We start from the raw sequence: 13837 nt of genomic DNA on the forward strand, positions 1-13837 counted from the left end.
GATGACAATGAAGAAAAGATGGACCGCAAGCTTATTCGTTGTCCTGCTACTCGGCGGGTTGGTAACGGCGTGTTTCGGACAAGCGCCGAAATCGACGGCCGATATTGCCGTGGTGGTGAATCCGGATACGCCGGTCACGGACATGAACCTCGCCGAGGTAAGGAAAGTGTTTCTGGGTGAGCGACAGTACTGGAGCAGCAAGATGCCGGTGATCCTGCTGGTGAGGGCTCCCATCGCGCGCGAACGCGACGTGGTGCTGCGGAAGATCTACCAGATGAGCGAAAGCCAGTTCAAACAGTTCTGGGTGGCGAAGATCTTCCGGTCGGAGGCGGTGTCGGCGCCAAAGATTGTGTATTCGTCCGATATGACGAACCAATTGTTGCTGGCAGTGCCGGGGAGTATCGGTTTCATGGATGCGAAAACGGTCGCGCCGGGCCTGAAGATCGTCAAGATCGAGGGGCGATCGCCGGGAGAGGCGGGGTACCCGCTGCGGTAAAGAAGTTATGAATCTCCGTAAGCGCATTGTCTTTTCGTTCGGCGGCATCATCGTGCTGTTTGGAATGGCGGTGGCGGTGTACCTGTGGACGGCCGTACTCCGCAACCAGACGATGGAGTCGCTGGACCGGGCCTTGAAAAGACAGGTGCTGATCAGCGCGGTACGACAGGATGTGGATAACCTGCACAAGCAGGTGGCGATCCTGGGAGAGATGGATTTTGGATCGGGGATGTCGGCGACCTCGCCAGAGGTGCGACGGAGCTTTGCGCAGCACACGCAGGAAGTTGCAGACCGCCTCAAGGAACTCGAAACGCTGACTGACGAGTCCGAGCAAGCGCAGATCCATGACATTCAGAACACGTATCAGCAACTATCGAGAGCGTGGAAGGGCTTCTACGAATATCTCGGCGTGGAACAGGCTTGGGCGCTGGCAAACATTCTGAAGGCGGATCCGCTCAGTATGCGTCTGCAGACCGAGCTGCTGCCGAATTTTGAAAAGGCGGAGCAGCAACGGGTACGCCGAGCGGAAGAGCGATTCAAGCGGGTGCAGAAGCTGACTTTCCGGCTGAGTATTGCGATCTTTCTGGTTTCCGGCATGCTGGCGACGGGAGTTGCTTTCGCGATTACGCGGCATATTGGACATGGATTCAAGGTCCTGAAGCATGGGACAGATGTCATCGGCAATATGAACCTCGAGCACCGGATCGTGTGGCCGGGCGAGGATGAGTTGGGCGACTTCGCGCGGTCGTTCAATGAGATGGCCGACCGGCTGGCGATTGCGAGAGACAAACTGCAATGGCAGGCGGAGGAGATTGCGCGACGTCAGCAACACGAACTGGAACTGGCGGCGACCATCCAGCAGGGACTGATGCAAGTGCGGATGCCGGACATTCCCTTCGCGAAGATCACCGGGAAGAACCTTTCATGTACGCAGATTGGCGGCGACTTCTTCGACGTGGTAAACACGACGGAAGGCCTGGCGGTCATCATCGCGGATGTGAGCGGGAAGGGAATCTCGGCCGCGATCATGGCGTCGCTGTTGCAGGGAATGATCCGTTCGGAGCTGGCAGCGCACCAACCGCTGCACAAACTGCTGGAGAATGTGAACTGGTTCCTGACTCAGCGCGATGTGGGCGGAAAATACGCGACCCTGAGCGTTTTGCGAGTGACGCCGTGCGGCGAAGTGGAGTACGTGAACTGCGGACACATCCCCCCGGTGTTGATCAGGAACAACAAGGTCATGCGATTGGATGCCTCGGCGAACGTTCCCGTAGGGCTGCTGGAGAACATGACGTTCGACTCGGCAAGCTTCACGATACAACCGGGCGACCGGATCATTATGGTCACGGACGGAGTGACGGAGGCTTCCAATTCGGAAGACGAGTTCTTCGGAGAAGACCGGCTGGAGAAGGTGGCAGCGAATTGCAGTTCCTACGAGACGGTGTTCGAGGAATTGCACCGGTTCTGCGCGGGAACTCCGTTCAATGACGACTGCACGGTGGTGGAACTCTCCTATAGCGGAGAGATGATGCAGGCGGCCCGCAGCACAGCCGTGAGAGCCGCAGTCTAGAATTCCCTCACTTTTCAAGGTTTTTCGTGCGCACAAAGCCGCCTGAAACTATTTTAATGTTAAAGCATCTATATATCCTGTAGCGAGGAAATACAGGAGGCAGACGATGATCACGATTCGACCGGCAAAAGAAAGAGGACATGCGAACCACGGATGGCTGGACACGTACCACACGTTCTCGTTCAGCAGCTATTACGATCCGAAGCACATGGGATTTCGCAGCCTGCGCGTGATCAACGATGACAAGGTTGCGCCGGGATACGGCTTTGGCACGCATCCGCATAACGACATGGAGATCGTGACCTATGTTCTGGAGGGCGAACTGGCGCACAAGGACAGCATGGGTACCGGGTCAACGATTGTGCCGGGCGAGGTGCAGAGGATGTCGGCAGGAACCGGCGTGCTGCACAGCGAGTTTAACCACTCGAAGATCGACGAAGTTCACCTTCTCCAGATCTGGATTCTTCCCGAAAAGAAGGGCCTGGAGCCAAGCTACGAGCAAAAGTTCTTTGCCGACGAAGAGAAGCTGAACAAGTGGCGCGTGGTGGCTTCGAGAGATGCACGGGAGGGTTCGGTGACGATCCACCAGGACGCCGCGATCTACGCGACGTTGCTCGAGGACGGTAAGGACGTGGAGTACCGACTGGAGAAAGGGCGCCATGCGTGGCTGCATGTAGCCACGGGGTCGGTCAAACTGAACGGCAAGGTGTTGAACGCCGGAGACGGAGCGGCCATGAGCGATGAATCGGAAGTGAAACTGACGGGCGCTACCACGGGCAAAAAGGCTGAAGTACTACTGTTCGACCTGGCCTAAAAACGAAAAGGCGAAGCACGCTCGAGCGATGAACGTGCTTCGCCTTTTTTAATTCCAGAACCTATTTCTGAGGCTGCTCGCCTTCGCGGACGGCGGACTTGAAGGAACGAATCCCTTCGCCGAGTCCCTTGCCGAGTTCCCCGATCTTGCGGGGGCCAAAAATCAGCAGCGCGATACCCAAGATAATCAAAAGCTCCGGCATACCGAGTTTGCCAAACATGTATTGCTCCTTGCCGGCGCACGTCAGGAAACCGGGCCGCCGGGTACTTGACCATTGAATCCCGGAGGTTCACATCCGGGAAGTGATAATTATCACACGCCGGAGTGACTCTCAGTCCGCCGCGAGCACAAATCGCGCAGCAGCGGGCATTTCCTGGGGTAAATCCCCGAGCGCACGGTACAGAACGGGAGCAAGGCGGTCGGAGTCTGCGAGGAATCCGTCGTGGCCGTGATCACTAGTCAGCTCAGAGTACCGCGAACGTATGCCTTCGCGGCGCAGACTGTCGTGAAGGTGACGAATGCCGGCCGCCGGGAAAAGCCAGTCGCTGGATATCCCAACCAGGTCAACCTGAATGCCATGCCCTGCAAGTCGGCGATACGCGGTGTCTCCCGGCGCAGGGACGTCCCAGGTGTCCATCAACTTGGTAATGGTGATGTAGGTGTTGGCGTCGAAGCGGTCGAGGAATATTTCCTGCTGGTGGTCGAGGTATCCGGCGACGTCGAAGCGACCGGTGACGGACGAGAACGGATCTTCGCCATTGCGGTTGGGGCGCCGTCCGTAACGCTCGTCGAAGAGCTGACCGGACTTATAAGAGCACATCGCCAACGCACGGGCTGCGCCAAGACCCTTGGCAGGCTGCTGCTCGTAACGGCCGTTGTTCCAGGCAGGATCGTTCCAGATGGACTGGCGCTGGAGGTGATTTAGGGCAAGTCCGAGCGCGTTGAGCGGAGCCACACCGATGGCGACTGCCCGGGCGATGCGGTCCGGGAAAAGCAACGCCCAGTTCAGAGCCTGCATGCCACCGATCGAACCTCCGACCGCCGCATAGAGGCGCTTGATGCCGAGATGGTCGAGGAGCGCGGCCTGAGTGCGCACGATGTCACTGATGGTGACGAGAGGAAAGTCGGGGCCGTACTTCCGACCCGTGGCCGGGTTGATGGACGTCGGTCCGGTGGATCCGTAGCAGGAGCCGATAATGTTGATGCCGAGGATGGCGTAACAATTGGGATCGAACGGCAGCCCGGGGCCGAGTAGTTCGGGCCACCAGTCACCCACACGGGCAGAACCAGAGAGCGCGTGACAGATAAGGATGACGCGATCCCGATTCTTCTGGAGATCGCCATAGACCGCATAGCGGAGCGTGACGGACGAAAGTTCGCCGCCACGCTCCAGCGTACATGGTCCCGCGAGCGTGAAATCCGCTTCGACGGTTGGTTCCAGTTTGGGTTTGGCGTTTTGCGCCATCTATCGTGCTCCTACGGGCTGTCCTTGACCGGTGGGCGAGCCCTGGGTTGCGGCGACAAGCGCCTGATCGATGTCGGCGATGATGTCTTCGAGGTCCTCGATACCGACCGACAATCTTACTAAATCGGGAGTTACACCCGCAGCCTGCTGCTCTTCCTCCGTCAACTGCTGGTGAGTGGTGGACGCCGGATGAATGACCAGCGACTTTGCGTCACCAATGTTGGCCAGAAGGCTGAACAGCTTCACGGAGTTGATAAATGTTTTTCCCGCTTGAAAGCCGCCCTTAATTCCAAACGTCAGCAGTGAGCCAGCACCCTTCGGCAGATACTTCTGCGCGAGTTTGCTGTAAGCGCCGGAAGAAAGGCCCGGGTAGTTCACCCACTCGATCGCCGGATGCTGCTGAAGATGCTTCGCAACGGCCAATGCGTTTTCCGAATGACGCTGCATGCGGAGATGAAGCGTTTCGATCCCCTGCAAAAGCAGGAAGGCATTGAAGGGGGACAGGCAGGCGCCGGTATCGCGCAGTCCCTGCACGCGCGCTTTCAGGATGAATGCCAACGGCCCGAACGCTTCGGTGTAAGAGACGCCGTGATAGGACGGATCGGGCTCAACGAAATCGGGGAAACGTCCGGACGCTTTCCAGTCAAACTTGCCCGCGTCAACAATGATGCCACCGATGGAGTTCCCGTGCCCCCCGAGGAACTTGGTGGCGGAGTTGATCACAATGTCGGCGCCGTGCTCGATCGGACGAACCAGTGCCGCCGAGGTGGTGGTGTTGTCGACGATGTAGGGAAGCCCGTGTTCATGAGCGATGGCGGCGATCTTCTCGAGGTCGACGATGTCGAGCTTGGGGTTGCCGAGCGTTTCGGTGAAGACGGCCTTGGTGCGATCGGTGATGGCGGCGCGAAGTCCGTCGTAATCCTGCGGATCGACGAACTTGACCTTAATGCCGTATTTCGGAAGCGTGTGATGGAACAGGTTGTGGGTGCCGCCGTAAAGCGATGTCGAAGAGACGATTTCGTCCCCGGCGGTAGCGAGCGTGGTGATGACGAGCGTTTCCGCAGCCTGGCCGGAAGAGACGGCAAGTCCGGCGGCGCCTCCTTCGAGAGCGGCCACACGCTTCTCGAAGACGTCTGTGGTGGGGTTCATGATGCGCGTGTAGATGTTGCCGAATTCCTTCAGGCCGAAGAGGCGCGCGGCATGATCGGCGTCGTCAAAGACGTAGCTGGTCGTCTGATAGATCGGGACCGCACGCGACTTGGTAGTTGGGTCGGGCGACTGTCCTCCGTGGATGGCGAGCGTTGCGATACCGGGCTGGCGTTCCTTATTGTTGGCGGGCATGTCGTATGTCTCCTTTGCTGTCCTCTAATTCAAAATCGGAAAATGTACGGGTGCTTTGACGAGAAAATCAGCGCGGCTTAATTCGTCGAGTGCTTCACGCAGAACGGAAGCGCCGCATGGTTCGAGGGTCACGACAAAGGGAAGTTCCGCCTTGGCGAACCCGGATTTCTGGAGGATGGAGTCAATGTTGATGCCACGCTGGGCGAGAGCGGAAGCGATGGTGGCGATGATACCGGGACGATCTTTTAGGATGAAACGAACATAGTGTGGAGTAGTGAAGTCGCTGCTGGTACGAACTGGCTTGGCGTCGATTGCGGCGAGCCAGTTGGCATGAGAACGGCCATCGGCGGCTGCAACGACATCGGAGATTACCGCGACTGCCGTGGGATGTCCGCCGGCACCGTGTCCAAGAAACGCGGTGTTGCCGCTGTACTTGCCGCTCGCGACAACCACATTCTGGCTGCCTTCCACCCGCGCGAGGGCGGAGCTTTGCGGAACCAGCGCCGGTTCGACGGCGGCGAAGAGCTTGCGTCCGTCGAGTTGCGCGCGCGAGACCTGTCGAATGGTGCTGTTGAGCTGGCGCGCGTAAGCGAAGTCGATGGCCTCGACGGAGCTGACCGGTGTCTTGCGAATCGAGTTCGGCGATACGTGAGCGTTGAGACCGACCTGCGCGAGAATCGCGAGCTTAGCGGCGGCATCGTCACCATTGATGTCGGCTGACGGGTCGGCTTCGGCAAACCCGAAGGTCTGCGCTTCCTTAAGCGCAACATCGAAGCTGACGTTGGCGGATTCCATACGGCTCAGGATGTAGTTGCAGGTCCCGTTGAGAATGCCGGAGACGCCAACCAGACGATCGCCGGCAAGTCCTTCCTTGACTCCGTTGAGTACCGGTACGCCTCCGGCAACGGATGCCCCGAAAAGAAGCTGCGCCCCGTAGTCGCGCGCGATCTGGGACAGTTCGCGTCCGCGATGCGCGATGAGCTGCTTGTTAGCTGTGATGACGGTTGTGCCGCGCTGGAGTGCGCGACGCACCCAGGCTTCGGCGGGATCGAGCCCGCCTATGGCTTCAATGATGATGTCGGCATCGGAGGTGAGAACGTCGTTGACGTCGGCGGTCCAGGTGAGTTCGTCGGGTGTCCAGGAGACCCGCTTGGAGTCGATGTTGCGATTGAATATGTGAGTGAGGCGGAGTCGCGGATCGAGGTTGTAAGAGAGGATCTCCGCGACGGAACGTCCGACGGTGCCGAACCCGAGGATTGCCACAGTGAGTGGGCGGGCATGGGGGACGACATCTCGAACGAGTTCTAATTTTGGCTGCGTACTCAAAACTTGCTCCTTTAGCCGCCAAAGCAAAAAGCCCATCGCCTTTTGGTTTGGCGATGGGCTATATGAGACCGGTATAACTTTTACATTAGGTCAGAAGCTCCTCTCGCCGGAACGTACAGATGTGCATACACATGGCCATGGTGGTAATTCGGCCCTGCGCAAGCACCGCGTTCTGCGAGATGAAACTCATGGATTGTGAGGTTAAGGGCAATTCCTCACATTGTCAAATAAGAAGAACTTTGAGCCGCTAAAAGTCGCAGCAGAAGGGGATTATTCGACACCGAGCAGTTCAGGCTCGAGCAAACGGATCTTCGGTGGCTTGCTCGGTTTGTGCTGAACGCGCTCGAAGTGTTCGTGCCGACCCTCCCACTGGGAGTAGGCGGGATTCTTGATCTTGATCCAGGTGGTAGCGGTGGAGTTCGGCAGGTACGAGCCATGCTTCCATTTGGCGACGATACCTTCGAGGTCCTGTTGGCAGGCGAATTCGAAGAGCTGCTGACCTTCGCGATCGAGGTGGTCACTGTAAAGCACGCGCGACGGAGCGGCCGGGATGATGCTGCGCAGGATCTCCTTACGTTTGAGGAGAGGCTGGTCGCGGAGGTCGCGTCCGTTCAGCCAGAGCAGGTCAAAGGCGTAAAAGTAGGGGTCTCCGCGGCGATAGAGAAGCTCGTTGAACTGAGAGCGGCCATCGGAATCGAGGCAGACGATTTCTCCGTCGAGCACGGCGTCCTCGACATTCAGATGCCTGCCGATCCAATTCGAGAGTTCGCCGAATGACTTATAGGCATTGCCTCGACGGGAGAGCAGGCGAGCGGTGCCGGCTTCGACATAGGCTAGGCCACGGAAGCCATCGTGCTTGATTTCGAAAACCCAGTCGGGGTGGCTGAATGGATCAGGGCGCCGAAAGAGCGCCATGGGCTGAAAAAATGCTGGTAACTGGGACACTGGTTCCATTGTACCGGATCAGGCGCAATGCTGTGCGGCAGGTACAATGGATGCTTCCATCCATGACTTACGACGCCATCCTGCTGGTTTCCTTTGGTGGTCCGGAGAAGACGGAAGACGTGCTTCCGTTTCTGGAGAACGTGTTGCGCGGACGCAACGTACCCCGCGAAAGAATGCTCGAAGTGGCGGAGCACTATTACCACTTTGGGGGCAAGAGTCCCATCAACGACCAGAACCGCGCGTTGATCCAGGCGCTGTTGGCAGAGTTGAAGGCGCACGGCGTGCTGCTGCCGGTCTATTGGGGGAACAGGAACTGGCATCCGATGCTCGCGGATACGCTTCGGCAGATGAAGCGAGACGGAATCAGGCGGGCACTCGCGTTTGTGACGGCGTCGTACAGTTCGTATTCGAGCTGCCGTCAGTATCGGGAGAATATCGAGGCGGCGCGAGCCGCGGCGGGGGAGGGCGCTCCAGCAATAGAAAAGATCAGGGCCTACTTCAATCATCCGGGCTTCGTGAACGCTGTGTTGGATCGTGTGCGTGTTGCTCTGGAGAAGCTTGCGCCGGAGCAAAGGAGCGATGTGCACATCTGCTACACGGCGCACAGTATTCCTACGTCGATGGCGGATGGCTGCAAGTACGTGGAGCAACTGACGGAGGCATCGCGGCTGGTTTCAGAGCGGCTGGGGCGGAGCGGCGATCCACTGGTGTTTCAAAGCCGGAGTGGGCCTCCGACACAGCGTTGGCTTGAGCCGGACATACTCGATCATTTGAAGGCAGTACACGCGCAAGGGAAGAAGAACGTGGTGATCGTACCGATCGGGTTTGTTTCCGACCATATGGAGATCATCTACGACCTGGATATCCAGGCGCGGGAAATGTGCGATCAGCTTGGCCTGACGATGGTGCGGGCGGAGACAGTGGGAACGCATCCGTGGTTCGTGAGGATGATACGAGAGCTGGTGGAGGAGCGAATACACAAGTGGGAGCGGCGTCCGGCGCTGGGACTGCTGGGACCGAGTCACGATGTGTGTCCGCTGGATTGCTGTCCCGCACCGGCGATGCGGGCGCGGCCGTAGGTCAACCGCCGTAGGTCAACTGAAGATCCGAGTTATCCCTTCCTGCAAAACCAAGACGCGGTCGGTGAGACCGAAACGCTTTGCTTCGTGCTCGAGCTTCTGGACAGGCTCGTCCATGGGTTCGTGCGAGAGGCGGAAGGTGCCGTAGTGCATGGGCACCATCCAGCGGGCGTTCATGTCGCGGAAGGCCTGGACGGCGTCTTCGGGGCTGGTGTGCACATTGCGAAACGACGGCGGGTTGTAAGCGCCGATGGGAAGCAGGGCAAGTTCGGGTTGAAGGCGACGGCCGATCTCGGCGAAGCCGTCGAAGTAGGCGGTGTCGCCGGAGTGATAGAACGAGTGCTTGCTTGACTTCACGACAAAGCCACCGAATCCACGATGCATGTCGCGGATGACGCGCGCGCCCCAGTGCCTGGAGGGAGTGTGAGTGATGGTGAGTCCGTGGGTATGGCACTCCTCCCACCATGCAAGCTCAACAATTTTGCGGAAGCCGAGATCGGAGACGAGATCGCTCACGTGCTCGGGGACCATCAGCAACGGGGCCCGACCAGTCAGACGGTGAGTGTGGCGCACGATGGCGCGCAACGAGGGCCGATGCAGGTGGTCGAAGTGAGCGTGCGAGACCATCACGATGTCGATAGGGGGAAGATCGCGGACCTTCACGCCGGGTCGACGCAGGCGCTTGAGGACGAAGATCCACTTGGCGTAATTGGGATCGATGACGATATTCTGCCCGCCGATCTGGATCAGGAAGCTGGAGTGGCCGATAAAGGTGACGGCCATTTGTCCGGTTTTGGCGAGAACCGGCTTGCTGGACTTGCCGGTGCGGCGGGTAATGGCGGAATGGCGCACCAGCTTGGAGAATTGCCGGGCCTTATTGCGGATTGAGATGTTCAACATCGCGAGTCCCTACATTAGACGCTAGTTCTTGGAGCAGAGGTTCAGGTGACTCGAAATTGTTGTTGTGATGGCGCGGTGCTTGACCAGATTACACACCTCATATCTAATCCGAATCATTCCACTTTGCGAGGAAAACTTTGCGCGTTGCATACCTGGGACTGGGAATCATGGGCCACGCCATGGCCGGCAACCTGGCGAAGAAGGGTTTTGAAGTAACTGTTTGGAACCGCACACCGGGAAAAACCGTCGAGGGCGCGAGCACTGCGTCCACACCGGCTGAGGCTGCTCAGGGGAAGGACGTGGTGTGGATGTGCGTGTCTGATACCGCGGCCGTCGAGCAGGTGTTGTTTGGGGAGAACGGCGTGGAGAAGTCGCTCACGCCGGGAATGATCGTGGTGGATTCAAGCACCATTTCTCCAGCAGCGACGCGGGACTTTGCGGCTCGAGTGCGCGCCAAAGGCGCAGAGTACGTCGATGCACCTGTAACGGGCTCGAAAATCGGGGCTGCAGACGGAACCCTGGTGTTTATCGTGGGCGGCAGTGACGAGACGATCGACAAGCTGAGTCCACTGTTTGACTCGATGGGAAAAGCCGTGGTGCGCATGGGCGAGAACGGCAAGGGACAGACGGCGAAGATCGGGATGAACCTGATGATTGCGCTGATGTACGAAGGCTTTGCCGAGGCACTCGTGCTCACGTCCAAGCTGGGACTCGCGCCGGAGAAGTTGCTGGAACTGGTGCAGAGGTCGATGGTGCGATCCGGGGTGACAGATTACAAAGCTCCGTTCGTGCTCAAGAGAGACTTCAGCCCCAATTTCCCACTGCGGCTGATGCACAAGGACATCAAACTCATGCTCGATGCCGCGCAGGAGAACCGCGTGAAACTGCCCGGGTTGCAAACGGTGGAGGAGATCTACGACGTCGCCTCGGAAGAGGGAATGAGCGATCTTGATTACGCGGCGACACTAGAGCTGCTCGAGAAGTGGGCGAAGGTTCAGGTGAAAGGGACAGGGCAGTAAAGCTCAAGCTTCTGGGTCGGCATTGAACTGGTATCCGAGTCCGCGCACGGTAGTTACGTAGCGCGGTTTCGCTGGTTCCGGTTCGATGTACCGTCGCAACCTGACGATGAAGTTGTCGATCGCTCGGGTATCGGTGTCTTCCTTTAAATTCCAGACGTTCTCCAATATTTCCTTCCGAGTGACAGGGCGTCCGTTGTTCTGAATCAAGTAGCGGAAGAGTTCGGTTTCCATCAAAGTGAGCTGGTAAGTTTTCTTTCCCGAGACAAGCTGAAGGCGTTTAAAGTCGATAACCTTACCGTCGAAGGTGAAAGTGTCATCGCGGGCATCGTCCTGTTTCGCGGTGGTATCTTTCGCCTCGGTGGGCGGCTGGGCGGCAACCCATTGCTTGCGCCGGAGCAGACTGTCGATCCGCGCGATGAGGATCTGAAGGTTGAACGGCTTGGGAAGGTAATCGTCGGCGCCGGATTCGAATCCGCGGAGAACATCCTCGGGACGGCTGCGAGCGGTGAGCATCAGGAGCGGGATGTAGTTCCGCGCTATGCGAAGTTCCTTTGCCACGGTGAAGCCGTCTTTGCCTGGCAGCATGACGTCGAGGACGAGCGCGTCAAAAGTGTCGTGCTGATTGAGGAGCCAGGAAAGCGCCTGCTCGCCCGTGTCGGTAATGACGACCGAATAGCCTTCGGCTTCAAGATTGAAACGGAGTCCCTGCGCGAGATGGGCTTCGTCTTCGACGATCAGGATGCGGCTCATACGGAGTAAACCCTCGGGAGTCGAATAATGAATGTACTGCCGCGTCCTTCGCCCAGGCTTTCCGCGTAGGCGTCGCCACCGTGCCTGCGCGCTACGGTGCGGACGATAAACAATCCGAGGCCGGTGCCTTTTACCTGACCCGTCGCTGCGTGGACCCGGTAGAAGCGCTTGAATACGCGCTTGAGTTCGCTGCGGGCAATACCGATTCCAGCATCGCGAACACTGAAGATTACATTGTCGAGCTCATGTGTGGAGAGACGCACTTCGATGTCTTTCTTTGGCCCGGAATACTTCACGGCATTATCGATCAGGTTGGTAACGGCGACGCGGAGTTCTTCCGGATTTCCGAGAACGGTGGTCTCGCTGGATTCCCCAACGAAGCGCAAATCCTGCTCCGAGAGGTTGTGACGAATGCGGGCGAGGTCCACGGCGTCGATGACGATCGCGGAAAAGTTCACCTGCTGCCAATTCTTGTGCGCGCCGTCGCGAAGTTGTCCCGCCTTCAAAACCTGTTCGACGGTTCCGAGAAGACGATCGGTGTCTTCCAGCATGATGCGATAGAACTCACGCTGCTGAGTCTCCGGCACAGTCCGCTGCTGGAGCGTTTCCAGATACAAGCGGATGGAAGCGATGGGAGTCTTGAGCTCGTGAGTGACGGCGTTGAGGAAGCTGTCCTGCTGCTCGTTGCGGCGAATTTCGCGGACCAGGAAGATGGTGTTGAGGACGAGTCCGGCGATGATGACGAAGAAGAAAATGACGCCGAGAACAAGCGCGACAGTTTCGCGCCAGTTGAGAATCATCCAGGTGATGTTTAGGGTGACGGCAAGCCCGACCAGGCAAGCGCCAAGGGTGATGAAGAACGCAATCGCTTTGGTTCGACGGGCGATTCGCATCGCTGGCTTGATTGTAGCGAAACGATCCATCGAAGCAAAAAGAAGCGGGCCCGAAGGCCCGCTGGAAGGAGTATGGGAATTCGTTAGTCTCCGGAAACCGAAGCAAGCTCCGGCTCCGCCTTTGGCATGGTGATGACTTCGGCCGGCTTCAGCTTGGGCAGCTTGATATCCCAGGCGAGCCCGAGCATACGCAGGGCCGAGATGCCGTACCAATTGAGATCGAATTCGTACCAGGCCAATCCGTGTTTTGCCGACTGCGGATGGGCGTGGTGGTTGTTGTGCCAGCCTTCACCGAAGGTGAGCATGGCGACCCAGAAGCTGTTGGTGGAGGTGTCTCCGGTGAGGAAGCGCTGCGATCCCCACATGTGGGTGGCCGAGTTCACTAGCCAGGTGGCATGGAGGCCGATGGTGACACGGAAGAAGATGCCCCAAAGCACCCAGGGAAGTCCGCCAATGGCCAGCAGCACCATTCCGAGCACGACCTGCGGAACCCAGTGCCACTTGCTGAGCCACATGTGGACGGGATCTTTGCGGAGGTCGGGAATGTAAGGCGTCAATTCCGCAGAGCTGGCGTGGATAGCTTTGCCGGTGATGATCCAGCCCATGTGGGACCAGAAGCCGCCATCACGAGGCGAGTGCGGATCGCCTTCTTTGTCGGTGTTCTGGTGATGGACGCGGTGCGTGGCGACCCAGAATGCAGGTCCGCCTTCGAGAGCGAGCGTTCCGCAAACCGTAAGGAAGTATTCGATCGGCTTATAAGTCTTGTAACCACGATGGGTGAGCAGGCGATGGTAGCTCATGCCGATGCCGAGACTTCCGGAAACCCACCAGAGAACGGCTGCGAGGGCGACGGCCGACCAACTGAAGTAGAACAGAGCGGCTACGGCGCCGAGGTGAAACATCACCATGAAGAAAGTCGTGAGCTTGCTGATGGGCTCGCGGAATGTGCGGTCTCGTTTGAAAAGGCTCATTTAAGTTGTGTGATTCCCCACGTGTATTGATTACGAAGCTAGCAGGAAGGAGGCGCTGGGTTTGTAATAGTTGTGTAAGAGCAGTCGTTAGTTATTAGTCATTAGTATTTGGCCGTCAGCGATCGCAACGGCGGTGACGTGCACAGACAGGAAAGCCTGTGCCAAATCTCTTGATAGCGGTACCCCTCCCCCTCCCCCCGGTTTTGGCTCCATATAAGAAAACAGAGCAGTTAGAGGTGCGTGGGGCGCTACGTATATGATTCTAAAG

Annotated in this window: 14 protein-coding genes; 5 read left to right on the forward strand and 9 right to left on the reverse strand. The window is 58.2% G+C overall.

Going from position 1 to position 13837, the window contains the following annotated elements; translation table 11 throughout:
• The first annotated feature begins 7 nt into the window (after positions 1-7).
• The 3 genes from VN577_17470 (at position 8) to VN577_17480 (ending at position 2880) form a co-directional block, all read left to right on the forward strand.
• The gene (locus VN577_17470; GenBank protein ID HWR16619.1) at positions 8-496 is read left to right on the forward strand and encodes a hypothetical protein; all 489 of its coding nucleotides are present in this window, start codon (positions 8-10) and stop codon (positions 494-496) included.
• Between the two features lie 7 nt (positions 497-503).
• Positions 504-2066, forward strand: a complete 1563-nt coding sequence (locus VN577_17475) for a SpoIIE family protein phosphatase (GenBank protein HWR16620.1) — start codon at positions 504-506, stop codon at positions 2064-2066.
• 106 nt (positions 2067-2172) lie between these two features.
• Positions 2173-2880 (forward strand): pirin family protein, encoded by a 708-nt coding sequence (locus tag VN577_17480; protein ID HWR16621.1) that lies wholly within the window; start codon positions 2173-2175, stop codon positions 2878-2880.
• Between the two features lie 61 nt (positions 2881-2941).
• Here the strand turns inward: VN577_17480 and tatA are convergent, their stop codons facing one another.
• The 5 genes from tatA to VN577_17505 form a co-directional block, all read right to left on the reverse strand.
• Positions 2942-3100, reverse strand: a complete 159-nt coding sequence (gene tatA, locus VN577_17485; GenBank protein HWR16622.1) for a twin-arginine translocase TatA/TatE family subunit — start codon at positions 3098-3100, stop codon at positions 2942-2944.
• 111 nt (positions 3101-3211) lie between these two features.
• Positions 3212-4345 carry a homoserine O-acetyltransferase gene (locus tag VN577_17490; protein ID HWR16623.1) on the reverse strand — a complete coding sequence of 378 codons (1134 nt, stop codon included), beginning with the start codon at positions 4343-4345 and terminating at the stop codon, positions 3212-3214.
• Positions 4346-5686, reverse strand: a complete 1341-nt coding sequence (locus VN577_17495; GenBank protein HWR16624.1) for a homocysteine synthase — start codon at positions 5684-5686, stop codon at positions 4346-4348.
• 24 nt (positions 5687-5710) lie between these two features.
• Entirely contained in the window at positions 5711-7012 is a 1302-nt protein-coding gene (locus tag VN577_17500) for a homoserine dehydrogenase (protein HWR16625.1), read from the reverse strand.
• A 270-nt stretch (positions 7013-7282) separates the two neighbouring features.
• Positions 7283-7957: an RNA ligase family protein gene (locus tag VN577_17505; GenBank protein HWR16626.1), complete on the reverse strand. Its 675-nt coding sequence runs from the start codon at positions 7955-7957 to the stop codon at positions 7283-7285.
• Between the two features lie 50 nt (positions 7958-8007).
• On the opposite strand from VN577_17505, the gene VN577_17510 reads away from it, so the two are divergent.
• Entirely contained in the window at positions 8008-9036 is a 1029-nt protein-coding gene (locus VN577_17510) for a ferrochelatase (GenBank protein HWR16627.1), read from the forward strand.
• A gap of 15 nt (positions 9037-9051) precedes the next feature.
• On the opposite strand, the gene VN577_17515 is transcribed toward VN577_17510, so the two are convergent.
• Complete coding sequence (locus VN577_17515; protein ID HWR16628.1) at positions 9052-9936, reverse strand: MBL fold metallo-hydrolase; 885 nt, start codon at positions 9934-9936, stop codon at positions 9052-9054.
• Positions 9937-10073: 137 nt separating this feature from the next.
• Here VN577_17515 and VN577_17520 point away from each other — a divergent pair, with 137 nt between their 5' ends.
• Positions 10074-10955, forward strand: coding sequence for an NAD(P)-dependent oxidoreductase (locus tag VN577_17520; protein ID HWR16629.1), 882 nt, complete (start codon positions 10074-10076; stop codon positions 10953-10955).
• A 3-nt stretch (positions 10956-10958) separates the two neighbouring features.
• On the opposite strand, the gene VN577_17525 is transcribed toward VN577_17520, so the two are convergent.
• The 3 genes from VN577_17525 to VN577_17535 all read right to left on the reverse strand — a co-directional run bounded on the left by VN577_17525 (position 10959) and on the right by VN577_17535 (position 13569).
• Complete coding sequence (locus tag VN577_17525; protein ID HWR16630.1) at positions 10959-11705, reverse strand: response regulator transcription factor; 747 nt, start codon at positions 11703-11705, stop codon at positions 10959-10961.
• Positions 11702-12598: a HAMP domain-containing sensor histidine kinase gene (locus VN577_17530; protein HWR16631.1), complete on the reverse strand. Its 897-nt coding sequence runs from the start codon at positions 12596-12598 to the stop codon at positions 11702-11704. Before VN577_17530 ends, VN577_17525 begins: the two co-directional genes overlap by 4 nt.
• An 83-nt stretch (positions 12599-12681) precedes the next feature.
• On the reverse strand, positions 12682-13569 hold the full coding sequence (locus VN577_17535) for a fatty acid desaturase (protein HWR16632.1): 888 nt from the start codon (positions 13567-13569) through the stop codon (positions 12682-12684).
• Between the last annotated feature and the right edge of the window lie 268 nt (positions 13570-13837).

Source organism: Terriglobales bacterium (genome assembly GCA_035561515.1).
Taxonomy (GTDB): Bacteria; Acidobacteriota; Terriglobia; order Terriglobales; family Acidobacteriaceae; genus DATMXP01.

What these genes read in the sequence shown, in the direction of transcription:
- VN577_17510 (HWR16627.1), top strand. Translation starts at nt 8,008, where the DNA reads ATGCTTCCATCCATGACTTACGACGCCATCCTGCTGGTTTCCTTTGGT.
- VN577_17480 (HWR16621.1), top strand. Translation starts at nt 2,173, where the DNA reads ATGATCACGATTCGACCGGCAAAAGAAAGAGGACATGCGAACCACGGA.
- tatA (HWR16622.1), bottom strand. Translation starts at nt 3,100, where the DNA reads ATGTTTGGCAAACTCGGTATGCCGGAGCTTTTGATTATCTTGGGTATC.
- VN577_17525 (HWR16630.1), bottom strand. Translation starts at nt 11,705, where the DNA reads ATGAGCCGCATCCTGATCGTCGAAGACGAAGCCCATCTCGCGCAGGGA.
- VN577_17515 (HWR16628.1), bottom strand. Translation starts at nt 9,936, where the DNA reads ATGTTGAACATCTCAATCCGCAATAAGGCCCGGCAATTCTCCAAGCTG.
- VN577_17490 (HWR16623.1), bottom strand. Translation starts at nt 4,345, where the DNA reads ATGGCGCAAAACGCCAAACCCAAACTGGAACCAACCGTCGAAGCGGAT.
- VN577_17495 (HWR16624.1), bottom strand. Translation starts at nt 5,686, where the DNA reads ATGCCCGCCAACAATAAGGAACGCCAGCCCGGTATCGCAACGCTCGCC.
- VN577_17475 (HWR16620.1), top strand. Translation starts at nt 504, where the DNA reads ATGAATCTCCGTAAGCGCATTGTCTTTTCGTTCGGCGGCATCATCGTG.
- VN577_17535 (HWR16632.1), bottom strand. Translation starts at nt 13,569, where the DNA reads ATGAGCCTTTTCAAACGAGACCGCACATTCCGCGAGCCCATCAGCAAG.
- VN577_17470 (HWR16619.1), top strand. Translation starts at nt 8, where the DNA reads ATGAAGAAAAGATGGACCGCAAGCTTATTCGTTGTCCTGCTACTCGGC.
- VN577_17530 (HWR16631.1), bottom strand. Translation starts at nt 12,598, where the DNA reads ATGCGAATCGCCCGTCGAACCAAAGCGATTGCGTTCTTCATCACCCTT.